Origin of the sequence: Algoriphagus sp. oki45 (assembly GCF_036245605.1) — a bacterium.
Lineage (GTDB): Bacteria > Bacteroidota > Bacteroidia > Cytophagales > Cyclobacteriaceae > Algoriphagus.
This window is the reverse complement of record NZ_BTPC01000003.1, coordinates 122255-147464: the sequence shown is the minus strand read 5'-3', so window position 1 is coordinate 147464 and position 25210 is coordinate 122255. Positions and strand designations below refer to the sequence as shown.

The window sequence follows — 25210 nt, the reverse complement described above, 5'->3', positions numbered from 1 at the left end:
TGGGCCAAAAACTTTTTAAGCAAATCAAACTCTTTAAAAAACTATTAAAAAAGTATTCTTCGGACTGGCGTTTTTGGGATCAGTCCTGATGTTTAACCAAGGTGCAAAGGCGCAAGACGAAGGTCTCGAAGGAGGATCTTGTTATCAGCGAATGTACTGGTGTGGTTATAAAGTAGAAGCATTGAATTGTGAGACTTATCAAACTGGAACTAGGTGTTCTAGATATTTGCCTCAGTGTTATAGTTGTAATTAAATGTTGAGGCGGTTTTAAACCGCCTCTTTTTTAAAATCTTCTAAATATTTATTATGAAATGCTTCCTTTTGGTATCTCTTCAAGTTCTATTTTTCTTCTGCAGCTGTACCTCTAAAGAAACTAAACCTTCCAACCCTGATTTTCTTTCCCTTTCCATTTCAGATGCTGCATCCTTATCGGTTGCTGACTTGGAGATAGTTGACCTTATCCCTTTGGAGACCACCTCCCAAAATCTGATGGGAAATGACCTAAGAGTGAGAAGGGGTGAAAACAAAATCTTTGTGATGGATATCGCGCAGCGGGATGGAATCCATATCTTTTCAGATACAGGACAGTTCTTAAAAACCGTTGCGGTCAAAGGTGAAGGACCCAATGAATTGAAAGGATTACAGGACTTTCAAATCGATAATCTAGGGCAGCTTTTTTTACTCGCTACACTAGGTGATCGTACGACCATTTATCAGATCAGTGAAGAGGGAGAGCTTCATAAACTTACAGATACGGAATATTTAGCCAGTGCATTTACCCTTGAAGAAAATGGTGAATTTTACCTTTATGGGAGTTACAATAAGCCTTTGGTGACGCACCGTTTGGCGCGTGTTGATTCTTCAGGCAAGGTCTTGCAGTCTTATTTTCCCAATGACTACACCAATGAGATGCTTCCTATGACCGAGCGGAATTTTTATGAGACAGAGGGAGGAGACTTGGTATTGGCTGAGATTTTCAACGATACACTTTATACTCTTCAAAATGGGAGGGTACAAGCTTTAGTAAATATTGATTTGGGCCGTTATCAGATTCCCAAGGAGTTTTGGGAAATGGACTTGATGCAGGGGTTTGAGCTGATCCAAGAGCAAGGTTTTGCAGTATTCAATTCTGCTTTTGGCAATTCCAATCGGATTATTGCCAATATCCATTTCCAGGGGAATGAGATCGGTACCCAAAAGAAGGTTTACCTCTACGACAGAATCATGGGCGAATTTCAGGTGTTGGATTACCCCGAACAGGAAGCCGAAATCTGGAACGATCCCATGGGCTTAGAAGAGGATCAAATCTGGTTTTTGACCTATCATTCCTTTCTCAGGGAAAGTCAGCATCCAAGCTTATCTCCTGAACTATTGGCTAAAATTCCTGAGCAAGAATTCGATTATCCTATTTTGATCAAAGCAAAACTCAACTAAATAGAATGAGGCGATTTTTGATTTATTTGTTTTTTTTGGGCTTTTTAGGATGTAAAGAGAAAGCCGAAATTGAAAAGATCAGCATTCCGGAAGGTCTTGAGGCAGTTGGATACGGGGAAAATTCAAAAGAGCTGTGTTTAAGTTGCTCAAAAAAGTTGATCGTTTACCTAAATCTGGAAATCAACTCCATGTATTTGTTTGGGATGAATCCGGATTTTTGGACGGATATGCGAGACAAGTATCCCGAAATTGGTGTGGTATGTGTGCTCGCCGGAAAAAACGCTGAGAAAAAACGGGATAGAAACTATGTGATCCGAAGTTTGGAAGAGGCTCGGTTTCCCTTTCAGGTGCTCTATGATCCGGAAAACAGGTTTTTCGAGATGAATGGACTCCAACAGGGCATCAATCCCAAAAGCAGTCTTAAATTCTTCTTTACCAAAGACGATGTGTACTTTTCTTCTCCCCAAGTGGGTATTCCTGAACTTTTCCAGGGGCAGGTAGAGGAGTTTTTAAAGGAGTAAAATTACCAATCGAGAGATCTACTGCTTACTAAAAGCATGGTATTATTAGTTTCAACTTTGGGAACAGAAAAAATGAAGATTACTGTTTAAACTGATTTGAATCCGTCTGCAAAAAAAAATACCTCCCATTGAATTGGTTTAAAATTAATTAGCTAGGTATTGCCTAGACATGAGGTTAAGTTTAACTTAGTTTCAACGTCAAGATGAAGTTGTTTTTGGACCAAAAACTTTTTAACCAAATCAAACTCTTTAAAAACTATGAAAAAAGTATTCTTCGGACTGGCGTTTTTGGGATCAGTCCTGATGTTCAATCAAGGTGTGATGGCACAGGCTTCGCTCCCAGGGGATGGGGGAAGTCAATTTACTTGCAAAGTTGAAATACTAGTCTGTAGTTGGTGGCATGGTACTACCCGGCAAATATGTCATCAAAATGGCACTGGTGTAGAATGCCCTTGCGGTCAATCCACAACTTGTCCCTGATTAAATAAGCACACCCTGCATCTATCTGGTGGAGGGTTTTCAATCCCTTAAAACCTCAATACTGAATATACCCAATGAACAAATTCAAATTTGCTTGTATCATTTTCTTGCTTTTTAATTTAGCCTGCAAGCGTAGTAGTCCTTATTCAGCGTATCTGACTATCCCTCAGGAATCCCAAGATCCAATCCTTATTTCCAGTTTGTTTGAAGAGGTGGAAATTATCCCTATAGCAGGTGACCCGGCTTTTTTTCCAAATGAGCTAGACAAAGCAATGGTCTCAGATCAATTTATTGTAGTGGGAGATTTTACTTATTCCCAAAGCTTGTATGTAATTGAAAAGGAATCCTGGGAGATTTTTCCTATTCCATTGCGGAAAGGCGAAGGTCCAAATGAAGCCAAAGAAGTCTCAGATTTTTGGATTGGCAATGATTTCCTTTATATCCTAGACGGAGTTGGGAAAAAAATTCTTGTCATGAAAATTGAAAATAACAGTATTAGTCTCCTTAATGCTATTGCTTTGGAAGTGCCTTTGCGAAAATTTGCCAAGACGGAATCCGGGTTTGTAGGTCTTACGGGTGGCGGACAGGAATATGCCTTGGTATTTGTTGATTCCAATGGTAAAATCATAACTACTCATCTGCCTTTTTCAATAGAATATTTGATGACTCCAATGAACCCCTTTCATCAAGTAAATGATGGGAATAAGTCCATGGTATTACTCCATACCCAATTTTCTCCCCTTATCTACAGGGTAGACCAGGGTGAATTAGTAGAATACAAAAGTTTTGCCTTTGGTGGTGAACCATTGAAAACCCCTGAAAAAACAGACTTTCGTCTTGATCAGGGAGGGTTTGATCAATTCAGGGCCACACTTCAAAGTCAACCATCTTTTTTTACCATCTTTGAAAAAACAGCAAATCAATTCTTGCTTTTCCATATAATCAATGAGGTGCCAAAAATGGCCTTGGTTGATGGAGAATTCGGATTGAGTTTCAGGTTCCAAAACTTTAAGAATGACATAAGTTTTGACCAGCCTTTTCCAAAAGTAATCGGAGTAGATAAGGACAAGTTTTTAGCTTTTTTATTTAAGGATCAGATAAATCCAAGTGAGGCTGGATTTGAGAATTCACTCCTGAAAACTACTATGGATTCCCATCCAGAAAAATTCATTTTCTTAGTTCAATTTAAGCTTAAGCTGGATTCAATATAGCCCATACGAAAACGCTTAAAACACTTTATTTGGTTGTATCCTACCTTAAAATAATTTTAATGCCGTATGCAAAAAAAAAACACCTCCCATGGAAATGTTTTTAAAATTAACCAGCTAGGTATTGTCTAGACATGAGGTTAAGTTTAACTTAGTTTCAACTTCAAGACGAAGTTGTTTTTGGGCCAAAAACTTTTTAACCAAATCAAACTCTTTAAAAACTATGAAAAAAGTATTCTTCGGACTGGCGTTTATGGGATCAGTCCTGATATTCAATCAAAATTTGAAGGCAGATGAATCGGTGCCTGGAGATCAATGCCTCTGGAAAAGACAAAGTTGCGGTCTGTTTTAAGGCTCTTATGAAGCATGCTTGGTCAATGGAGATGGTTTGCCTTGTAGTTGTGGTGATGTAACAAGAAACTGTTAATGAATTAGTAAGAGGGAGGAAGTTTCCTCTCTCTTATTTTTAAAAATAGTACTGAATACCAAAGGCACGAACCTTCCTTGATTTACAATCCAATTTCACAAACTAGTTTTTATAAAACAGGGAATAATCAAGCCCCTTTCCTTAATTAAATTACCATTAATTCGTTCTTATTGTTTATGAAATTTAAAAAAAGCCATATTAGTTTATTCTTTTTTTCAATCGTAGTAGTATTTTACTCCTGTAGCCATGAAAAGAAAAAGGAATTAGTAATGCCAGATTCTTGGAAAATTCCTTCTTTAGAAAATTCTGAGAAAAAGCTAAGTACTCTTATCGATGATAATTATTTTTTGGTGCCCTTGGAGACTAATGATTCTTCACTCATTGTGAAAATTGAAAAGGTCGTTTTGGAAAATGATCGAATCTTTGTGCTAGATCCTTTAAGTCCTCAGCCTGTTAAGGTCTTTGATGCCACAGGAAAGCACTTAAGAAATATTGGCAAAAAGGGAGGTGGACCCGGTGAGTATAATAATCCGATTGACCTGTTTATTGACGGAATATATGTTTACCTATATGACAATCCGGAAAATCTGTTGCGATTTGATCTCGAAGGAAATTTTGTAGATGCAAAAAAAACTGGAGTTGCAGGCTTTAGAATTGAGAAGAATAAAGACAAGGGATATGTATTCATCAATGGCGGTACTGAGTCAAATTTGGTGACTACCGATAAAGATTTTAGTTCTTCCAAAAGTTTTTTTCCGTACCAAAACAGGATCGTTGACCAATTGATTTTATCCCCTCTATCCAAGCGGATCGACGGCTCGGTGATTTATCGGCGTTATCTCAATGATACCATTTTTGTCATCGATGAAATGGGCACACCGAATCCACACCTCTTTATTGATCATGGGGAAAAAGCCTTCAAGACAGATGCCACGATCAGTCAGGATTTATTGGAGGAAAGAATGGTAGAATATTCTGTGAATCAATTGTTTTTGGAAAACTCAGATCATCAGATTCTTTATTTCTTACAATCCATGAACCCCTATTTTTCCCTTAGAAATAAGAAAAATCAAAACACTTATTTGATCAATTTCATGAATCTGGAAAATGACGTCACCTTTACGAATCCTTTGGCGTTTACTTTTACCACTGCCGATTGGTTTGTAGCGGCTATTGACCCTTCGCAATTGGCTGAGGATCGAACTGAATTTCCCGAGAAAGCTAAAGCATCTATCGAAAAGGTCTCATCTGGGGATAATCCGATTCTGATGTTCTGCAAATTCAAGTTTTAAGGCTCAGGAAAAATCTGAATCTTTCTTGAAAACACATCCCCCTTTTAATTCAAACCATCTACTTCCTGCCATAAAAAATCCCGAGCTCCTCGCCCGGGATTTTACTTTTCTTCTAAAATAAACTAAAGCATACGATTCAACTATCTTATGTCTAATGTCTAGCGTCTAAAGTCTATCTCTCACTTCTTCATCGCCACTCGATCCGGCTTGGTCGATATCCGCTGCCAGATCAGTTCTCCCACCTGAGTACCTTGAGTCACTCCGTACTCGATGGCAGGGCGGTAATGAATTCCTCCGTAAAATCGGCTGATGGCCGCTTCTTGTGCCGCTTGGGAAAAGGAATCAAATTCCCGGATCGGCAATCCATAGTTCACTTCAGAGCTGTCTACCAGATGAAACTCATCCCCGAAAAGCTGAGCCAAGGTATAGGCCGAGGCGGCTGAGGCCACACTGTGTCCGCTGGTATGCTCGGGAAAAGGAGGAGTCTGGAGCAAAGGCACCCAATCCTCATCGATGTGCTGATTGATATAGGTCTCAGGGCGGATGAGCTTGCTGCGGTATTTCTCATCCCAGCAGGAGATAAAGGCTTCATTCAGGGAAATACCGGTCAAAGCCAAGGCTTCCACGGTTCCTTTCCAGTCCTTGCCTGCACCGGCTGCAGCGATGGATGCGATACTCATCCAGTGTCCTCCCGGAGTGATTTTTTTCTCTGCAAACATCACATGCCCTTTTACATTCATCTTGTATGGATTGCAATCCCAAAACATCGCGATGTCCTTATTTTCCTTAGTAGCGTTGATGTCCGCCTCATACACTTCCTTGGCCAACTCATAGAATGGAGAACCCGGTTCGGTAGAGAAGGGAGGAGGAGGGAGGGGCTTGAATTGGGCGGCAGAGTCCAGCACAAAGGTTCTGATCTTGTTCCAATGTGGCTCGATCGCTTCCATGTAGGCCGGAGGAGTCGGTTGCCAAGTGCCCGGGTCGCTGACTACCGTGTACTTGGGGAAAGAACGGCTTTGGTGGTAATTGTCGGTTTTGGAGTAAGCGATCACCTGATTGGCGATCTCGGTTCCAAAAGCCAGAGAAGTTTCAAATACGTCGGAAGGGATTCCTTTTTCCTTCAACTCTGCATAGACTGCATCCCGATGCTCGTGCATCATGTTTTCGGAGAAAATCAAAGCTGTCCCTACCTGATAGTAGGCAGCTAAAGCCGCCAAAGGAGGGTAGATTCCCTCCGGCACACTTACCTGAATCGGCTCGGACCCATTCAATTGCCCCATGAGCGAGGCATAGTTGGCTGGGTCGGTGGCAGCGGCTACTTCATAGGCAGCCAAGGAGGCATACGAGTAAATCCTCGCCGCGACAGGAGGAGAGAAGATGTCATGAATAATGACCTCGGTGATCCGGTTTTGAGCCCGGTGGAAATAGCTTCCGTCGGTGATAGCTTGGGAATAGTCCTTTTTTTCCTGACAGGAAGAAGCCAACAGAACCAGTAGGAAGGCGCTTAGGGTAATTTTAAACTTACGCATAGTGGGTATTTCAAATTAAGTGTGATAAATGATTGCTCCAGATTGGGTTTGAGCGATTTATCAACTTACATGAGACTTCAAAGCTAAAGATAAGCCAGCCAAGGACAAATGATTTCTCTCAGCTTTTTATCGGTACGGGAAAAGAGGACCATTGTTTTCTGCTCCCAGAAACAGGGGAATGCCTTTCCACTGGATTTCCCTGATTTGACGGATTTCAGTTTTAGAGGTGTTGGCAGCCTTTAGATATTCGATCGACCAGGATTGGTCATCCCAGTGAAGGAGCATAGGCCTTCCACTCAGGGATTTTCCCAAATCCACCCGGAGTTCCGAGGAATTGAATCCAAGGGCGATCTTTTGGGTATGTGGAGAAAATGCCAAACTCATCACCTGACTCCACTGAGCTTCATCCGGGAAGGGGACGAATTGGAATTCTCCGGACTCCTGCTGGAGATACACCCCTGAGCGGAATTCATAGGCTGGAAGTTTCCGGGTATCCTTAAGCTCTTCTTCGGAGAAAAGGTCCTCCGGCTTGGAGATTTGTGCATAAGCAGCGTAGGAAGGATGCTTACGCTTGATCCCCGGAATCTGACGGATCAGGTCATCTCTTGTAGCAAAAGGCACCAACTTCTCTCCCATATAGTGGAAAATCAATGGGTCTGCCTGTCCATTCCCGTCAAAGTCATGGTGATACAACCAAACAGGTTTTTCTCTGCTTGCTTTCAGCTTGGAGTTGAGGCCCAAATTGCCTACCAAAATGTCCGGCTTACCATTTCCATCTACATCGGCTATTTCCAGGGAGGAAATCCATCCGGCTGAATATTCCAGCCCTTTGAGCTTGATTTCTGTAGCCTTTCCACCTACGAGAGAAAAGATCCTGATGGGATTCCAGTCTCCGCTAAGGATCAGCTCGGCCTGATTATCCCCATCCAGATCAGCGAATCGGGCGGAATTTATCATTCCGAATTCCATATTTTCTCCAAACCATTGAGCGTTTTCCTCCCGAAACTGTCCCCGGCCCTGATTGATCAGCAGGACGGATTTGGGGGAAGCCCCATAGTCACCGGTTTTCACCGCAGCTCCGATAAACAGGTCCAAGTCTCCATCTCCGTCCACATCATGCACGGCGACGCAAGAGGTATTTTCCCCCACAGGAGGGAGGGAATTCATGGAAAAGGAGAAACGTCCTTGTCCATCTCCGAAGAAAATCCGGTCAAAATTAAACAGGTTGCCTGAGGCGTACTCATTGCCTCCGCTTCCTACAAAAAGGTCCAGGTTTCCGTCGCCGTTGAAGTCCGCAAACTCAGCCACCACATCCTCAGCCTTGGCCAATTGTCGGAAAACAGGGTTCTCTACTTCTTCAAACTCTCCCTTTGCATTTTGTAGGAAAATAGCCCCCGGCTGATCCATGGCCCCGCCGTGGTATAGGTCATCCAAGCCGTCTCCGTTGACATCTCCCACAGCCAAGGCAGGGCCCATTTGGGTAAAGCTTTTGGGAGCCAAATACTCCCTTTTGAGAAAATCCACCTCGTTTTTCTCCTGATGTTTCCAGGGTAGGAAAGGGGGAAATTCCGAAGAATTAGGGCTTGCAGGGAAAGACGTAATGGGCACTTCCTTTCCTTTTCCTTTTTCCAAGGAAAGGGTTTGATTTACGCTGCTTTCCAGAAAAATCTCGGTGAATCCTTCCGGCCAGAAAACTTGAATGGAGTCGATTTTTTCTTCTTTTCCCAAACCGAAAACCAGTGAGGTGGAAGGGCCTGACTGAAATCCCCGGGAAGTACTGAGGCGCTGATGGTATGTTTTTCCAGAAGAAAAGAGCGTTACTTTCGATCCGATCCCGAAAGGATTGCCGGGACCTCCTTTGAGGTTGACTTTTAGGAAGTGATTTCCGGATATTTCGCTTTGGTTTTCGTAGAGGAAGGCTTCCTGATCGATATTGTTCACGATCAAATCCAAATCTCCGTCATTGTCCAAATCAGCATAAGTGGATCCATTGGAATAGCTTTCCTGGTCCAAACCTAGAGCTTTAGCCTGGTTTTCGAATTGGAGATTTTCGGTTTGTTTCCAGGCAAAATTAGAGATTTTCAGCTGGGGCAAGAGGTCGATTTGCTTTTTGCGAAGCTCCTCCAGAGGAGTTTTGGCATCGGCATCTTGGCTGTATTGGATAAAATCCAAGTCATTGGGACGTTTGGTGATCCCATTGGTGACATGAATGTCTACCAAGCCGTCATTGTCCATATCAAAAAGTAGGGGAGACCAGCTCCAGTCTGAGGCATGCACACCGGAGAATAGGGCGATTTCCGCAAAATTTTTGCCGGACTGATTGAGCTGAAGGTGATTTCTCACGTATTGATCCGAATATCCAAATCGCTCTTTGACCTGATAGACCTCAGCCTTGTCTTCCCCAACGGATTTCATCCAGATTTCGGGATCTTCTGGAAGCATGTCGGTGGTGAAAATCTCCGGGAAGCCATCCCTATTAAGGTCCGCGGCGTCATTTCCCATACTGTATCGGCTGGTATTGGAGATCATTTCCCCCAAAGCCTCCCGGAAAGTGCCGTCCTGATTGTTAAGGTAGAGGTAGTCGTTTTCGGTGAAATCGTTGGAAACGTACAGATCCAACCAACCGTCACCGTTGAAGTCCTCGGCAGCCACTCCCAATCCAAAACCCAAGATGCTGGAGTAGATTCCGGAGCTTTGGGTTACGTTTTCAAATCCTTTTCCTCCTTCGATCAGGAGGTTTTTGTACAATTGATCTCCGCTCGGGTCGTAGATCATCCGATTTTTGGCTTGGGCAAATACTTCCGGGGATTTGACGTTGTGATTTAGAAGATAGAGATCCAGGTCTCCGTCCCGGTCGTAGTCAAAAAATACGGCATGCGTGCTGAATCCCCGGTAGCCCAGCCCGAACTCTTCGGCAGCTTCCCGGAATTTTCCATCACCCAAGTTGAGGTAAAGCAGATTTTTTCCTTGAATACTTCCGAAACCTCCTACTTGGCAGACGTAAATGTCCAATAATCCGTCACCGTTGACATCCGCCATAGTCACCCCTGTGGACCAGCCACCGTCTCCGGATACCCCGGCGGATTCCGTGATGTCCTCAAACTGGAAATTGCCCTGATTGAGGTACAGCTTGTTGGGAACCTGATTGCCGGTAAAGTACAAGTCCACCCATCCGTCGTTGTTGATATCTCCAGCTGCAACACCGCCTCCGTTATAGAAATAGAGGTATTCCAAAATATTCAGCTCAGCATTGGAATTCAGAGTATTGGCAAAGCCAATTCCAGTCTCTTCCGAAGATCGAAGCTGAAAAAGGGTGTCTTTTTGTTCTTCCTGTTTTTGGCAGGAAAAAAGCCCTCCCAGGAGAAAGGAAGAAAGAAAAAGGAAGCGGATTTTCATTTCGATATCCTCCAGATTTCTGCCTGCCCTTTATTTTTCGCAACGAGAAGCCGATTTCCTTCCAGTAAACTAAGCGCACGGATGTCCCCTTCCAATTTCAACCCATGAAGACGGTTGGGAAGGAACTCGAAGGTTCCGTCACCTTTTCCGAGAAGCAGTTCTCCGAATCCTGCGTCGTACTTACCCATTTCGGGCTTGACTCCAAAGAGATTCCCACCCAACAGAATGTCTTGAACCCCATCCTGATTGAAGTCTCCGATTTGGATGGCATAGATCCATGTTTTTTGGGCAAAAGAGGGGAAAGGCTTCCAGGAAAACTTCCCTTCCCCCTGATTGATCAAGACTCCGGATTCAAAGGAATTGGCGGATTGGATGATGGACTTATCTAGAACTTCCTTGGGGAAAATGTCAGTCAGGGCTTCTCCATTGTAATCCGTGTACCGGATGTACTTCTTTTTTATGCCGGGAACCTGCTTTTCAAGCTCGTGCTTGAGTGTAAATGGAATCTCTTTGCCTTCGATCTTTTGGGTATAAATCTGCTCGATTGATCCATTTTGATCAAAATCATTGAGATAAAGATGAATGGGACGATCGGTTTGGGGCTTGAATCGGGAGTTTAGTCCCTGATTTCCCAAAATCAAATCGGGTAATCCGTCTCTGTTCAGGTCAGCAACTTCCAGAGACCGGTACCAGCCCATAAGTTGATCGGCTTCAGGAAGAATGATTTTTTCGAGGTTGCCTCCGGTATTTCTAAATAGAGTAGGGGCCATCCAGTCGCCTACTACCGCCAAATCCATGTTTCCGTCCCCATCCCAATCCAAAGCTTGGGAAGCAGTAACCATGCCCAGTCCCTTCAATTCCGGAGCGAGGGAGGAAGACTGTTCGGTGAAATTTCCCTTTCCGTCATTAATCCAAAGTTGGGAGTCGGCAGGGGCTCCATAGGTGAAAGGAACCAGCCTTCCTCCCACAAAAAGGTCCAAGGCACCATCTCCATTGATATCCAATAAGCTTACACTTCCGCTACTTCCGAATACGCCTCCAAGCGCAGTGCTGAATCCAGCCTCAAAGTTTCCTTTCCCGTCATTGATGTACAGGCGATCCGCTAGGTCAGACGATCCAAAGCCAGATTCATTTCCTCCTGAGGTAACAAAAAGGTCTAAATCTCCATCCCCATCTGCATCAAAAAAGACAGCATCTGTGTCCTCGGACAAGGCATTGGCTTCAAAGGCTTCCTGAGAAACCAAACGGTAAGTGCCATTGGCCTCTCCGATATAGAGCTTTCCAGCAAAGGTTTTTCCCCCTCCAAAAAACAAGTCCTCGATTCCATCTCCATTTACATCTCCTTTGGCAAAAGCAGGGCCTTCTGTGGAAAGCATAAAATAGGTCAACCTGTCCCGGTCAAAGTCAACAAACTCGTTGTCCTGATGGGTAAAATCCAAGTTGGATACAGGTTCTTTTTGGAAGTAGAAAGGACTGCTTGTGGATGGGAAAAAGAGTTGTCCTTCGGGAAGATCACCTGCATCGGTCCACTTGAGAGAAAGCACTTGATCAGCAGGGATATTTTCTAAAAGGGTGTATTTTCCATCGGGCCAAAGGACCTCAACTTTTTCCAAAATCGATACCGAACCCAATCCCAAAGTCAGTTTGGGATCTACCGAGGACTGAAATCCCCGGTTGGGCATCTGTTCCAGATAAAAGAGTTTTTCACCAGCACTTACTCGAATCTGAGTGCCTATGGCATGCGTATTTTTCTCCTTTCCTTCCAATACAAACTGAATGGAATGATGCTCAGGAAGCAGGGTTTTGCTTTGGTTTCTGAAGATTTGAGCAGGTTGATTGACATTGTTGATCACGAGATCGAGCATACCGTCATTGTCCAAATCCCCATAAGCCGCTCCGTTGGAATGGATGGCTTTTCCCAAGCCCCAAGCTTCTGCTTTATTTTCAAACTTGAGGTTTCCCTGATTTTGAAAAGCGTAATTGGAAACGGGATTCACGGGAATCGGGTCAATCAGGGCCCGGTAATCCACCCCTTCCTGAGAGATGATTTTGATCTTAGTCTGCTCATCATCGATAAAATTCAGGTAGTCCAGGTCGGTGATATCCTGATAGATGCCGTTGGCTACGAAGATATCCCGCTGCCCGTCGCTGTCCATGTCGAAAAGCAAAGCCCCCCAGCTCCAATCCGTGGCTTCCACCCCTGCAAGGCGACCGATTTCGCTAAAAGTCCCGTCCCCGTTGTTGAGGTGGAGCATGTTTCTGGAAAACTGGTAATGGTAGCCGTGCTGCTTATTAAACTGAAATTTATCCCAGTTTTCGAAAGTCGTGACCTGCTTCAGCCTAGTCTGCGGCTCGGGAAGCATATCCGTCACGAAAATATCCAGCAGTCCGTCCCCGTTCATATCTGCAATGTCCGCTCCCATGGAGGCGGCAGAGATGGAACGCATGTAGGATTCCAGAGATTCGGTGAAAGTTCCGTCCTGATTGTTGATGTAGAGGTAGTCTTTTTCAAAAAAGTCATTGGAGATGAAAATATCCGGCCAAGAGTCCTGATTTACATCCCCGATGGTAATCCCTAATCCAAAGCCGATAATCGAACCATAGATTCCGGCTTCCTCACTTACATCCACAAATCGGTCTCCATCATTTCTGAATAGCTTATCTCCTCCCACAGGGTCACGCTTGGGACGCTCATTCTGCATTTTATTGAAAGAGCCGATGGCCTGATAGGAATTATTGAGCAGGTAGACGTCCAAATCACCATCCTTGTCGTAATCAAAGAAGACTGCATGGGTAGAAAATCCCTGATCCGCAAGCCCGTATTCTTCCGCTTTTTCCTGGAAAGTACCATCTCCTTGGTTGATGAAAAGCTCATTTTGCTTGTTGTCTCCCGAAATGTCTCCTGAGTTGCAGACATAGATGTCCAGCCACCCGTCTCCATTGACATCAGCCATGGCCACTCCTGTGCTCCAAGCTCTTGTCCCTGCCACTCCTGCCTTTTCCGTGACCTCTTCAAACTTGAAATCACCTTGGTTTAGGTAAAGCCGGTTTGGACCTAAGTTGGCTGTAAGGTAGAGGTCCACCAGTCCGTCATTGTTGACATCTCCGATGGCTACTCCCCCACCGTTATAGAAATTTCTGTAAGTGAAAATGTTGAATTCCTCCTGAAAGCTCAGGTCATTTCGGAAGTCAACTCCGGAGGATTCAGGACTGATTTCCGAAAAAAGCGTAGGCTCAGAAGGCTTTTTTTCCCCGCAAGAAATCGCAAGACCCAGGATAAAGGCAGGAAGAAGGAATTTTCTCATGATTGGGGGCTTGCTTTTAATTTTTTCTCTGTGGGCAGATCGCTGATTTCCACTCTGACTGAGGAGATATGCTTTTTGAAAACGCGGATTCGTCGGTTTCCGTCCATTTTTACAAATACCACTTTGGATTGATCGGGATCAGAGATTTCCAAGAAGCCAGGCCCATACCAGCTTTCCATCAACTTAACCACATCGGCCCGAAGATTTTCCACGCTAAGCTCTTCATTCCAGGGAGCCCAGTTTTCGTAGGTGATTTCTGCGGGCATCAGGTAGATTTTATCCTCTTCAAACTGGGGATAAAATCGCATTTTGGCAGGATTTCCAGAGGGAAGGGTGAGGCTATATTCCACGGAGAGTTCGGTAGGCCCATTGGTCAGAATTCCTTCCTTGTTCAGGTCCCAGCAGGTTTGAAAAAAGTCCTTGCGAGTCATGCCCAACTCCAGGCCGAGGAACAGTTCATTAACCTTTTTTCCAGAAGCTAACTCTCTTTCCTCCAACTTCTGATAGTCAGATTTGCAGGAAAAAAGCAGGGCGACCAATCCTATACTAACGTATTTCAAAAGCCAAGGGCGTATCATCATTTCTAAATGCGACTAAATGTAATTTCTGTTTGATTGGGACTTGAAGCCAACTTCTCGTTTCTCCGGGCACAAAGAGGCCACTTTCTTCCGGTAGGAGGGTTTTCCAGGTCCCATTTTCCAAAGGAGTCAAAACCCAGGCATAGCTTCCCATTTGGGTTCCTAGCTCTGGTTTGATGCGGCTTTGATTTCCTGCAAAAACCAGTAAGGGTAAGGAATCTGGTCTTGGAATGACTGCAATGGAATATACCGGAGACAGTTGGATTTCGTCGGGTAGGTAGACTTTAGTGAACTGACCTGCTGCTCCGTTGAGCCAGAGGGAAGTAGCCAGCAAATCCGCCTGCAAAGTTAGGGATTTTGACCAAACTGCAGGAGGAAAAAGCGACTCCAAACTGGCGTTCTGATAAGCTGAATAGGTTGTGAGTTGCTTCTTCAAAGATGGAATCTGCTTGAGCAAGGGGTTTTTCAAAACCAAAGGGATGGTGTATGAAGCTTCTTTTCTGGAAAGAATCTGTTCCACACTTCCGTTTTGATCAAAGTCATTGATGATCAGCTGAAGCGGAGAAGAGGAGGAGGTGCGGATTCGGGAGTTGAGTCCCAGATTTCCGGCAAGGATATCCGGCTTTCCATCTCCGTTCACATCAGCTATTTTCAGGCAGTTCCATAGTCCGGAAGTGCCGGAAAAACCGAATTCTTCACTTTTTTCAACCCACTTTTTACCTTCTTGAGTAAAAATCCGAATCGGCATCCATTCCCCAACCAAAACGAGTTCAAGCATGCCATCTCCGTTGAGGTCAGTGATTTTACCGTCGGTAAGCATCCCCAGCTGGCGCAATTCCGGATAGTCCGCACTGCGGTCGGTAAAGTTTCCCTTGCCGTCATTCTCCCAAAACTGAACCCCCACCGGAATGCCGTAAGCAAAAGGTACAGCCCGTTCTCCGATGATCAGATCCATTTCTCCATCCTTATCCCAGTCTACTATCTCGATGAAAGACGTGGGGGTGGATGCGAAAAGTTGTGGACTTTTCCGGAAGTTTCCCTTTCCGTCATTGAGGTATAGGCGATCAGAGTAGGTTGGGGAAAAATTGGAGCTTTCTACTCCTCCGCTTCCCACAAGCAAATCCAGAAAGGAATCCCCGTTGGCATCGAAGAAGACCGCTGTGATGTCTTCTGCCAGTGCATCTTGTTCAAAAAGGGCTGTTTGACTGGAAATAAATTCGCCTGAGGCCTGTTGAAGGAGCAGTTGGGATGACTGTCCTTTGGATCCGGGAAGAAAAACATCCTCTAGCCCGTCTCCATTGACGTCTGCCGAAGTGGCCTTGGGGCCTTCATTGCTGATCATCCAAAACCGAAGTCTATCCCGGTCAAAATCCACAAACTCACTCTCCAGGTGAGTAAAAGGAAGTTCAAAAATTGCCTGGTAAAAAGGAACTGAATTTGTTGATGTGGAAGGTGTCTTGGGGGATGCTGATTGCCTTTCCGGTTTCCAGATCTGATTGACTTGGACATTGGAAAAGATGTTTTCGGCTCCATCTGGCCAAATAATCCGGATAGAATCGATGACTTCTGATTTTCCCAGACCAAAATGAATCCGGGAATCAACAGAGGACATATAGCCTTTGACAGGCTGATATTCCTGGTAGAGTGTGTTCTCTTCCAAATAGACAAAAACCTTTGCCCCGAATGCCTGTTTCAAATCGACGCTTAGGAAATTGCCTTTTTTCTTTTCCACTGCTTGGTTTTGGTAAAGAAAGACCTCCTCATTCAGATTGTTAATGACTAGGTCCAAGTCTCCGTCATTGTCCAAATCTGCATAGGCTGCACCTGTGCTGAAGGTTTTGGCCGAGAGGCCTTCTTTTTCTGCTTGATTTTCAAATTGCCAATTGCCCAAATTTTTAAACCAGAAATTGGGCTGGGGAGAAGAGGGAAAGGCATCGATCATTTGGGTTACCAAGATTGAATCTTCTTTGAATTCTTGGATTTTGCTTTGGTTGTTGACATAGAAGTCAACAAAATCAAAGTCCGTCAGGTCTTTGACAATGCCATTGGCCACAAAAATGTCTTTTTGCCCATCCAAGTCAGCATCGAATATCAAAGCTCCCCAGCTCCAGTCTGTGGCTTCTACTCTGGCAAATCGGGAGACTTCGGCCCAAACCGGCATTTGAGTTCCCGGTCGGAGTCCCAGATTTCTTTGCAAGGTGTTTCTGGTGAATTGATGGTGGTAGCCTGCCTGCACATTGGCTTTATATTTATCCCACTCCTCAAAGGGGGTTTTGGTTTTGATCCGTTCCCAAGTGGCAGGAAGCATTTCTGTGACAAAAATATCCGGCCGGGCGTCGTTGTCTAGGTCTGCGATATCTGCGCCCATGGAACCCATGCTGATCTCTGGCAGCAATTCAGGCAAAACCTCGCTGAACGTCCCGTCCTGATTGTTAAGGTAAAGGTAATCCCGTTCGAAAAAGTCATTGGAAACATAGAGATCCGGCCATTGGTCTTCGTTAAGATCTGCGACCGTGACTCCTAGACCGTAGCCAATGGCACTGCCGTAGATTCCTGCTTGTTCGGATACATCGGTAAACTGATTTCCATCATTCCTAAAAAGCTTGTTCCCTCCCTCAGGGTCTCTGATTTCCCTTTGGCCTGCTCGCAAGTCGAAGACTCCGACGGATCGCCCTGAATTGCTCAGGAGATACATGTCCAAGTCACCGTCCCGGTCGTAATCGAAGAAAACAGCATGCTGACTGAGCCCTGATTCCGCCAGTCCAAATTCTTTTGATTTTTCAAAAAAAGTAAGGTCGCCCTGATTGATGAAAAGTTCATTGTGACGCTTTTCTCCTCCCATGGGGCCGGATTTGCAAATGTAAATATCCAGAAGGCCGTCCCCGTTGATATCGGCCATGCTCACTCCGGTAGTCCAGTAGCCTTGGGAATCCAAGCCTGCTTCTAGGGTAATGTCTTTATATTTCATTCCTCCGAGATTGAGGAAGAGTCGGTTAGAGGTTTGATTACCTGCCAAAAAAATATCCGGTAATCCGTCGTTGTTAAGGTCGCCTACGGCCACTCCGGCGCCGTTGTAGAAGTTTCTAAAGGTGTAGGGATTTACCGTTTCGGTGTAGGTAAGGTCATTTCTGAACTTCAGTCCTGTTTTTGAGCTATCCAGAAGGACAAAAAGTGTGTCATTTTCCTTTTTGCAGGAAAACAGAAGGAGAATTAGCAGTAGTAAAACAGAATGACATCTCATGAGCCTGGGGTAAAAAAAAGAAGTGTACCGAAGCACACTTCTTTTCAAATTTAGCAATCTGCGCTATTAGTAACCTGGATTTTGCGTCAGGTTAGGGTTAGCGTTGATTTGGTTCAAAGGAATTGGGAACAACACGCGGAAAGCAGCGGATTGATCTTTTTCCCACCATGGCTGACTCCACTTTCCGAATCGGATCTGTGCGGTTCTTCTGTTAGCCTCAGCAAACATTTCACGTCCGATTTCATCAAATAGCTCGTCTAATGTGATGCTGCTATATGCTGGCATACCGGCACGGGTTCTAATTTGATTTACAGCTGCCAAGGCGTCTGCAGTTTTGCCTTGACGTAATGCAGCTTCGGCTTTGATTAGGATGATTTCACCCAATCTGAACAAAGGATAATCGTTGTTCAAGCTGGAAGCCGCTCCTGAAGCAAACTCAAATTTACCTACTCTTACACCAGCTTGTCTGAATGCATTAGGAGCAAGCATGTTGATCTCTGGAGTGAAAGTCAAAGGCTCTCCATCCGGATCACCTGGCTCCACAGAGATATCCAACAATCTGCTGCCATCAGAAGAGAACTGAGGACCTACCAAGAAGGAGTTTTTACGAGCATCATTATCATCGAAGCTGTTGTAGAATTCCTCCAAAGAAGCATATCCGTTCCAAGGCTGTTCCTGCAAATTGTAGGTGTTTTGGCTCAGATAGTGCAAAGTCATCTGTGCTAGGTTGAAGCCACCTGCATTGTTTTGGTCATAAGGAAGGGTAAGGATATTTTCTGTTGATCCATTGTTTCTTTCGCCAAAGTTGGCAAAGAAGTTACTGGTCAGAGAATAATTTCCGCTATTGATCACTTCATCAGCTGCGGCTTCTGCATCAGCCCATCTTTGAGTACCGGTGTAGATTTCAGCATTGATGTACAATCTTGCCAACATGGCCTTAGCTGTGAAATAGTTGATGTAATACTTAGAACCTTCCTCTGGTAGTGCATCGATGTTATCCAGGATAGAAGATTCAATAAATGAGAATACTTCTGCTCTGGAGCTGTTGGAAGGATTACCTCCTGTAGAGTTCTCATCAATGATGGGTACATTACCGAATGAATCGATCAACCACATGTAAATCAAGGCTCTAAGAACTTTCAATTCACTAGTAAGGGCAGTTACATCCGGATAGGCAATAATCAAGTTGTTGATTTCCCCAATTGCACTGTAGCAATAAGCCCAAGAGTTATTGAAAGATTCTTCGGATGGATTCCACAAGTGTCTGTGCATTCTCAGCCACTGACCACCATCTTCCCAGTCAGCCCCTTTTTGAGGGATTGCTAGTTCGTCGGAAGCTACTTCATTGATAGACCAAATACTATTGTGGCCTCCCCATGAACCTACGATTCTGGAGTACGCGGAAGCTTTGAGGACGTCAATCAAATTCGGATTGGTACTGTTTGCAATATCATCCGCCGTCACGCCATCCAAAACCTCCTGCTCCAATTCCTGACATGCACCCATGGCAAATACCACCGGGAGCACTAAACAGATTTTTTTTACTGATTTAAACATATCTGTAGAATTTGATTGGTTATTTAAAGTTTACAGTTACACCCAAAGTGAATGAACGAGTCTGGAAATAGGTATTTCTACGCTCAATACCCGGAGAAAGTGCTGAGGTAAATGGATCATTGTTTTCAGCATCATTGGTTCTCACTTCCGGGTCGATACCCGTGTAACCTGTGATAGTGAACAGGTTCTGAGCAGCAAAATACACTCTCAAAGAACTCAGATTAGCTGATTTTGTTGGGATATTGTATCCTAATTCCATGTTGTCCAGTCGGATGAAAGAAGCATCTTCCACCACAGTGTTATTCATAGTAGGAGACGAAGTTACCAATGGATTGGTTGGGGTTTTGTCTGTAATTACAGAGTTCCAAGTATTGGAAGGAGTATCTGCATTTTCATAGAAACCTCTGTAAGAGTTGTACAAATCATGACCCCAAGCGCCTCTTAAGAATACATTCAAAGACCAAGCGCCGTAGCTAAATGAGTTGGCAAAGCCAAATTCACCTTTAGGGAGACCATTTCCGACTCTTGTCCATTCGTTTGGATCGGTAGTATTCAAAATATACTCACCTGCCTCAGTGAAACCGATGACGGTTGGTCCGTAGATATCACCTAAGTTTTGACCAACTCTGTTGTAAATGATTGGATTGTTGTTCTGTCCTGGAGAACCAGGAGTTGCAAATCTTAATTCTTCGAATCCTAGCTCTCCGTTTGACAAACTTTCGATAGTAGTCTTGTCATAAATGGTAAAGTTAAAAGTTGGGGTCCACTTTAGCATACCTTTACCTACTTGATTTACTGTGGTTACGAATTCAAAACCAGCAGCTCTCAGGTCAGCCAAGTTTACCCAAGTAGAACCTGCGGTGTTGAATCTTCCTGGGTCAAATGGGTTAGGAGCACCTGCCGCCACAGGGACATTGAAAAGAAGGTCAGAAATATTTCTGGTGTAGTAGTCCACGCTACCGGTCACTTTTCCATTCCAAATACCGAAGTCAACCCCTACGTTAAATTCTTTCTTGGTTTCCCATTTCAAATCTCTGTTAGGGTTTGCGAACTGATTAAGGCCTACAAAAATATCACTCTCTGTCAATGGATCTCCATCCAAGTCGATTCGGTTTCCGTTTCCGAATACTCCCAAAGCCAAGGTTGGTGATGGAGGCAAGTTACCGGTTACACCGTAAGATACTCTTGGTTTGAATTGGCTGAAAACACCCATGTCGAAAATTTGAGTAAAGTCAGAACCTACTGAGAATGCTGGGAAATAACCGGTTTGGTTGTTTGCACCGAATCCAGAATAGGTCTCTGCTCTCACTGATGCAGATACGAAGAACATGTTATCCCAATTGAAGTTGGCTCTACCAAAAACAGAGTTCAATTGATCCTCATTGGCGAATGAGGACACGTTGGTATTGTTACCGAAACGGATAGCACCGGCACCTAAGTTGTTCCAACCAGTATCAAAAAGGAATTGCCTTGTTCTAGCTCTAAATCCTTCGTTGCTAGTAAACTGAGTTCCCACACCACCCAAAAGGGTCATATTTAATTTATCAGAAAGATCAGTCTCGTAACGGAGTGTGGATTCAAAGATTCGCTGAGAACGATCGAAAGTAGCCCTCTCTGCAGATCCAACTGCACCTAATCCAACTTGATAATCCTGAAGAGACCAAAAGTTACCGTCCAATTCATTCCTTCTATCCTGAGAATACTGAGCAGATATCGTCAAGTTGTCTAAGATATCAAACTCTGCTCTGTATGAAACTAGGGAAGTTTTAGTCTCTCTTATAAACTTCTGCTGGTTAGCCAAAGCAACTGGGTTGAAGAAATCAAACAAATCTCTTTGGAAATAACCTCCGAATCTGTTAAGTGCATCTTCCGTATCCTCGAAAATTGGAGCGGTTGGGTTGTAGATCGTAGCATATCGGAATGCCGCGTCATTAATGCTTTCTCTATCTTCGTTCGTAAATGAAAGATTCACATTCAATCTCAATCGGTTGTTAAGGGCACCCTGAGAAAGATTCAAACGGGTATTCAATCTTTCATTTCCTACTCCATTTACAATACCGTTGTTGTCTCGATAGTTAACAGAAGCCATGTAGCTGGTATTGTTGAAGCTTCCGGATACACTGGCATTGGTAGTAAATGACAAAGCATCATCAATCAATTCGTCTCTCCAGTCAGTTCTGCTGCCGAAGTCAGTTCCACCTCTGGCCACAAACTCTTCAGGAGAAAGGATCGGAATCAAGTTGGTCGCTTGGTCAAGCGTCGCAAAAGAATTGATGTTTACATTGGTTGTTCCGTCTTTCTTTCCCTGACGGGTAGTGGTAATCAAAATTACACCGGAAGAACCTCTTGCACCATAGATTGCCGCAGCAGAACCATCCTTCAATACATCGATGGACTGAATATCATTCGGGTCAACGTTTTCCAAAGAAGCGCCAATGACTCCATCCAATACGATGAGGGGAGAGGAGTTTGCACCGAAAGTAGAAAGACCTCTCAAACGTACATTGAAGCCGTTATTTGGGTTACCCCCCGGACGGGTGATAGACAGACCCGCTACTTTACCTTGCAAAAGCTGAGCAGGGTTAGTCACATTACCTCGGTTGAAGTCTTCGGGTTTTACACCTACTACAGCAGAAGTGATTTCTTTCTTGTCTTGGCTACCATAACCAATTACCACTGCTTCCTGAAGGCTTTGAATGTCTTCCTCCAGATTAATGGTGATAGAAGATTGGTTGCCGATTTCGATTTCTTGGGTCAAGTAGCCCACAAAGGAAACGACAAGAATTTGATCTCCGGCCTGAAGAGGAAGGCTAAACTTCCCGTCCAAATCGGTGGCAGTTCCTCGAGTGGTGCCCTTGATCAGGACAGTAGCACCCGGAACAGGGTCTCCAAAGGACGCATCCAACACAGTACCGGTCAGTGTGCGGCTTTGGGCGTTGGCGAATGCGATAGAGCTTATTGTCAGCACCATCGCAAGCAGCAACGACTTGAGTTTTGGTAAATAATTTCTCATAGGGTTTTTTGTTTTTTGAAAAAGCGAAATAGGTATGAGTACTTAATTTCAATTCTAAGGTGAAGCAATAATTTTAATTTTGCAATTGTTAACATTTGCCAAATCCTGTAACAGAAAACCCCATCTGTAATGGAATATTCCTAATTTTAACAATTACTTAACAAAAATTAATCTTTGTTGATAAATATTTAATGGAAAACGTTTTCCTTTTAAGCACTATCAAAAAAATCACTTTTTATTAATTATTTTAAAATTTATTCATTTTGCAGAAAGCCCTTTTCCAGCACGTCAGGGACATTTTTAAAATTTTTAAAGAAGTAAGAGGGCTTCCTTGTTAAAATAAAAGAATGAATTCGTTTAGTTGATTTCCATCCAATTGTCGATTAGAGGTATTTCAGTAAGGCTTGCTCGGGAAATAGGTATATTAAAGAGTGTTCCGAACTCTTAGCCTAGATATGTTAATTTCTATTAGAAAATCAAACTCTGAAACAACCTCCCCGTATCAATTTGCATCTTTATAGAGTAAAACATTTCATTTTGTTCATGACTCTTTCTTCTCGGGCTTTTCTGCTCTGCTTTTCCTTGCTTTTTCTGCTTTCTCTCCCCCCTCTTTTCTCTCAAGGAATTCGGGGATTGATAACCAATAAAAATCAGGAGCCTTTACCTTTTGCTTCAGTTTTTATCCGAAATCTCGAGGATGGGGTGCCTACCAATGAAAACGGGCGCTATGAATATAGACTTCAGCCTGGATTTTACGATGTTCTAATCCAGTTTTTAGGCTACAAGTCCCAACTCATCACCGTGGAAGTCAAGGATCAGTGGGTTGATTTGGATGTGGTATTGGAGGAGCAGGTAATTGCTCTCCAAACAGTGGAGGTACAAGCAGGGGCTGAAGACCCTGCCCTGACCATTATGAGGAAAGCAATTGCCAAAGCAAAATATCACAGACTTCAGCTTCAGGAGTATTCCATGACCGTCTACCTGAAAGGAACCGGTCAGCTGACAGATGCTCCTTTTTTCCTGAGGAAAAAACTGGAAGAAGAGGGCATGAAACTGAATGAAGCCTACACCTCTGAGTCGGTATCCCGGATCTCTTTTGCGCTTCCGGATAAAGTCGAGGAGAAAGTCATTTCCATCCGTACCAATGGGGATAACCAAGGAACCTCTCCTGCTCCCTATATCCAGACTTCTTTCTATCAGGATCAGATCAACGGGATAGTGTCCCCACTCTCCCGATATGCTTTTCAATATTATCAGTTTCGCTACGAGGGGAGCTTTTTTGATCAGGGAGTCATGGTCAGCAAAATCCGGGTGACCCCACGATCAAGGGGAGAGCAGGTCTTCGAGGGATATATTTATATAATAGAAGACTTGTGGGCAATTTTCAGCCTGGATTTGAAAACCTCACTCCTTGGTTTTGAGATCACGGCCAAGCAGCAATATGCACCTGTCGCGGATAATGTCTGGATGCCCCTCACTCATACCTATTCCTTTGGCGGTAAGATCTTCGGATTTGCCGGGGAATTCAACTATCTGGCTTCTACCCGGGAATATCAGATCAAACTCAATCCTGATTTGGCTGCAGTACCCGAAATCATTGATGAAAAAGTCCAGGAAATCCCCGCAGATGCCCTGAAGGTCAACAAGACCCAATCTGCCTTGGAGCAATTGGCTACCGAAGAGCCGAAGACACGGAAAGAATACCGCAAGCTGATCAATCAGTATGAAAAAGAAATGCTCAAAGAGGAAGCGGAGGAGAAACAAGACCCCGTGGTCTCGGAGCGGAATTATTCCGTAGATTCTTTGGCGAGAAAAAGAGACTTGGCGTATTGGGATAGCATTCGGCCGGTTCCACTCACGATAAAGGAAGTGGAAGGCTACAAAAGAGATGACAGCCTGGCCACGGTAGAGGCTGCCAAAGTCAGTGAAGTGGACTCCATAGCCAAAAAGGCCCGATCGAAATACAAGCCTCTTGATTTTCTGAATGGTTCAAATTATAGCTTTGGAAAGGGAGTTTCTCTGGGCTTTAGGCAAAACTGGACCAAGTTTTCCTTTAACACCGTCGAAGGTTGGAAGGTGGGATTGGGTATGTATTATCGAAAGTACAGCGAAATCAAACTGGCAGATAGCGTCAATCGAATCCGTAAGAGCTTCAATATCGAGCCGGAATTGAGGTATGGCTTTTCCAGTCGGCGGTTTTATGGAAAAGTAAATTTCCGCTGGTCCCATACTCAACCCACTTCTGGACAGACTTGGGGTCTGGAGGGAGGACGATTTATCTATCAGTTCAATACTTCCGAACCCATCAATGAGCAGGTCAATGCCTTTTATTCACTTTTGGTGAGGAGAAATTACATGAAGCTTTATGAGCAAGACTTTGCCCGGGTCTATTGGGCTCATCGGGTCAATTATGGTTTTACCTATCGGGCCAATTTCCTTTGGGCAGAGCGAAGAGAACTTTTCAATATGAGTGATTACAGCTTTTACAACAAGCCCGAAAGAGAATACACTTCCAATCGACCTGAAAATGTGGAAGCAATCGAGGGAGATTTTGGAACTCATCGGGTAGCCCGGTTCAGTGCTTCAGCGGAATGGAGGCCCGGCCTGACCTATACCATAAGAAACGGGAGAAAGTTGCCGAATTATGAGCGCTCACCGCTGCTTACCTTTTCTTACCAAAAAGCTATTCCTCAACTGGCCGGGGGAGGAAATGCCGCTGATTTTGACCAAATCGAAATGGGGATTGAGCATGATTTTTCCTTCGGGGTCAGCGGGAAGTTGGATTTCAATGTCACAGCCGGAACCTTCCTTAATAACAACCGGGTGTATTTTGCGGATTTCAAGCATTTTGGAGGTAACCGAACCATCTTTTCCAATTTCGGTCCGGCAAGCAATTATCGCCTGATGGATTATTACCGATACAGCACTGCATCCTCTTATGTGGCAGGCATCGCACACTATCAGTTTCGGAAATTTCTCTTTACCCAACTCCCCATGCTTCGGTTTTCCGGGCTAAGGGAAAATATTTTCGTGAATTACCTCAAAACAGAAAACTCCCCGCATTACACCGAAATAGGCTATTCTCTGGACAACCTATTCAGGATCTTCCGGGTCGAGGTAGGAGTAGGGTTTGAAAATGGGGAGTTTCTCCGCGCAGGTCCCTTGTTTGGGATAGCCACTTTTATCAATGTTAGCTTTGAGGATTAAAGCTTTTCCGATTTTGGGAGAA

The 25210-nt window shown here is 44.2% G+C and carries 13 protein-coding genes; 6 read left to right on the top strand and 7 right to left on the bottom strand.

Annotated features, from left to right (window positions below):
- Positions 1-306 precede the first annotated feature (306 nt).
- The 5 genes from AAA942_RS14625 (at position 307) to AAA942_RS14605 (ending at position 5362) form a co-directional block, all read left to right on the top strand.
- On the top strand, positions 307-1434 hold the full coding sequence (locus AAA942_RS14625) for a 6-bladed beta-propeller (RefSeq protein ID WP_338221027.1): 1128 nt from the start codon (positions 307-309) through the stop codon (positions 1432-1434).
- 5 nt (positions 1435-1439) lie between these two features.
- Entirely contained in the window at positions 1440-1955 is a 516-nt protein-coding gene (locus AAA942_RS14620) for a hypothetical protein (protein WP_338221026.1), read from the top strand.
- A 554-nt stretch (positions 1956-2509) separates the two neighbouring features.
- Positions 2510-3646 carry a 6-bladed beta-propeller gene (locus AAA942_RS14615; RefSeq protein ID WP_338221025.1) on the top strand — a complete coding sequence of 379 codons (1137 nt, stop codon included), beginning with the start codon at positions 2510-2512 and terminating at the stop codon, positions 3644-3646.
- 220 nt (positions 3647-3866) lie between these two features.
- Positions 3867-3995, top strand: a complete 129-nt coding sequence (locus AAA942_RS14610) for a hypothetical protein (RefSeq protein ID WP_338221024.1) — start codon at positions 3867-3869, stop codon at positions 3993-3995.
- A gap of 344 nt (positions 3996-4339) precedes the next feature.
- Positions 4340-5362 carry a 6-bladed beta-propeller gene (locus AAA942_RS14605; RefSeq protein WP_338221023.1) on the top strand — a complete coding sequence of 341 codons (1023 nt, stop codon included), beginning with the start codon at positions 4340-4342 and terminating at the stop codon, positions 5360-5362.
- A gap of 179 nt (positions 5363-5541) precedes the next feature.
- On the opposite strand, the gene AAA942_RS14600 is transcribed toward AAA942_RS14605, so the two are convergent.
- From AAA942_RS14600 to AAA942_RS14570, 7 genes are all read right to left on the bottom strand, one after another.
- Positions 5542-6891: a vanadium-dependent haloperoxidase gene (locus tag AAA942_RS14600; protein ID WP_338221022.1), complete on the bottom strand. Its 1350-nt coding sequence runs from the start codon at positions 6889-6891 to the stop codon at positions 5542-5544.
- Positions 6892-7017: 126 nt separating this feature from the next.
- Positions 7018-10287 carry a VCBS repeat-containing protein gene (locus AAA942_RS14595; protein ID WP_338221021.1) on the bottom strand — a complete coding sequence of 1090 codons (3270 nt, stop codon included), beginning with the start codon at positions 10285-10287 and terminating at the stop codon, positions 7018-7020.
- Positions 10284-13592 (bottom strand): VCBS repeat-containing protein, encoded by a 3309-nt coding sequence (locus AAA942_RS14590; protein ID WP_338221020.1) that lies wholly within the window; start codon positions 13590-13592, stop codon positions 10284-10286. Before AAA942_RS14590 ends, AAA942_RS14595 begins: the two co-directional genes overlap by 4 nt.
- Entirely contained in the window at positions 13589-14170 is a 582-nt protein-coding gene (locus AAA942_RS14585) for a hypothetical protein (protein ID WP_338221019.1), read from the bottom strand. Before AAA942_RS14585 ends, AAA942_RS14590 begins: the two co-directional genes overlap by 4 nt.
- Complete coding sequence (locus AAA942_RS14580) at positions 14139-17411, bottom strand: VCBS repeat-containing protein (RefSeq protein WP_338221018.1); 3273 nt, start codon at positions 17409-17411, stop codon at positions 14139-14141. The genes AAA942_RS14585 and AAA942_RS14580 overlap by 32 nt, the downstream gene beginning before the upstream one ends.
- Positions 17412-17477: 66 nt before the next feature.
- Positions 17478-18968, bottom strand: coding sequence for a RagB/SusD family nutrient uptake outer membrane protein (locus AAA942_RS14575; protein WP_338221017.1), 1491 nt, complete (start codon positions 18966-18968; stop codon positions 17478-17480).
- 19 nt (positions 18969-18987) lie between these two features.
- Complete coding sequence (locus AAA942_RS14570) at positions 18988-21981, bottom strand: SusC/RagA family TonB-linked outer membrane protein (protein WP_338221016.1); 2994 nt, start codon at positions 21979-21981, stop codon at positions 18988-18990.
- 543 nt (positions 21982-22524) lie between these two features.
- Between AAA942_RS14570 and AAA942_RS14565 the strand changes: the two genes are divergently transcribed.
- Positions 22525-25188: a DUF5686 and carboxypeptidase regulatory-like domain-containing protein gene (locus tag AAA942_RS14565; RefSeq protein WP_338221015.1), complete on the top strand. Its 2664-nt coding sequence runs from the start codon at positions 22525-22527 to the stop codon at positions 25186-25188.
- Positions 25189-25210 lie beyond the last annotated feature (22 nt).

What these genes read in the sequence shown, in the direction of transcription:
- AAA942_RS14575 (WP_338221017.1), bottom strand. Translation starts at nt 18,968, where the DNA reads ATGTTTAAATCAGTAAAAAAAATCTGTTTAGTGCTCCCGGTGGTATTT.
- AAA942_RS14620 (WP_338221026.1), top strand. Translation starts at nt 1,440, where the DNA reads ATGAGGCGATTTTTGATTTATTTGTTTTTTTTGGGCTTTTTAGGATGT.
- AAA942_RS14605 (WP_338221023.1), top strand. Translation starts at nt 4,340, where the DNA reads ATGCCAGATTCTTGGAAAATTCCTTCTTTAGAAAATTCTGAGAAAAAG.
- AAA942_RS14595 (WP_338221021.1), bottom strand. Translation starts at nt 10,287, where the DNA reads ATGAAAATCCGCTTCCTTTTTCTTTCTTCCTTTCTCCTGGGAGGGCTT.
- AAA942_RS14580 (WP_338221018.1), bottom strand. Translation starts at nt 17,411, where the DNA reads ATGAGATGTCATTCTGTTTTACTACTGCTAATTCTCCTTCTGTTTTCC.
- AAA942_RS14590 (WP_338221020.1), bottom strand. Translation starts at nt 13,592, where the DNA reads ATGAGAAAATTCCTTCTTCCTGCCTTTATCCTGGGTCTTGCGATTTCT.
- AAA942_RS14570 (WP_338221016.1), bottom strand. Translation starts at nt 21,981, where the DNA reads ATGAGAAATTATTTACCAAAACTCAAGTCGTTGCTGCTTGCGATGGTG.
- AAA942_RS14610 (WP_338221024.1), top strand. Translation starts at nt 3,867, where the DNA reads ATGAAAAAAGTATTCTTCGGACTGGCGTTTATGGGATCAGTCCTGATA.
- AAA942_RS14565 (WP_338221015.1), top strand. Translation starts at nt 22,525, where the DNA reads ATGACTCTTTCTTCTCGGGCTTTTCTGCTCTGCTTTTCCTTGCTTTTT.
- AAA942_RS14625 (WP_338221027.1), top strand. Translation starts at nt 307, where the DNA reads ATGAAATGCTTCCTTTTGGTATCTCTTCAAGTTCTATTTTTCTTCTGC.
- AAA942_RS14600 (WP_338221022.1), bottom strand. Translation starts at nt 6,891, where the DNA reads ATGCGTAAGTTTAAAATTACCCTAAGCGCCTTCCTACTGGTTCTGTTG.
- AAA942_RS14585 (WP_338221019.1), bottom strand. Translation starts at nt 14,170, where the DNA reads ATGATACGCCCTTGGCTTTTGAAATACGTTAGTATAGGATTGGTCGCC.
- AAA942_RS14615 (WP_338221025.1), top strand. Translation starts at nt 2,510, where the DNA reads ATGAACAAATTCAAATTTGCTTGTATCATTTTCTTGCTTTTTAATTTA.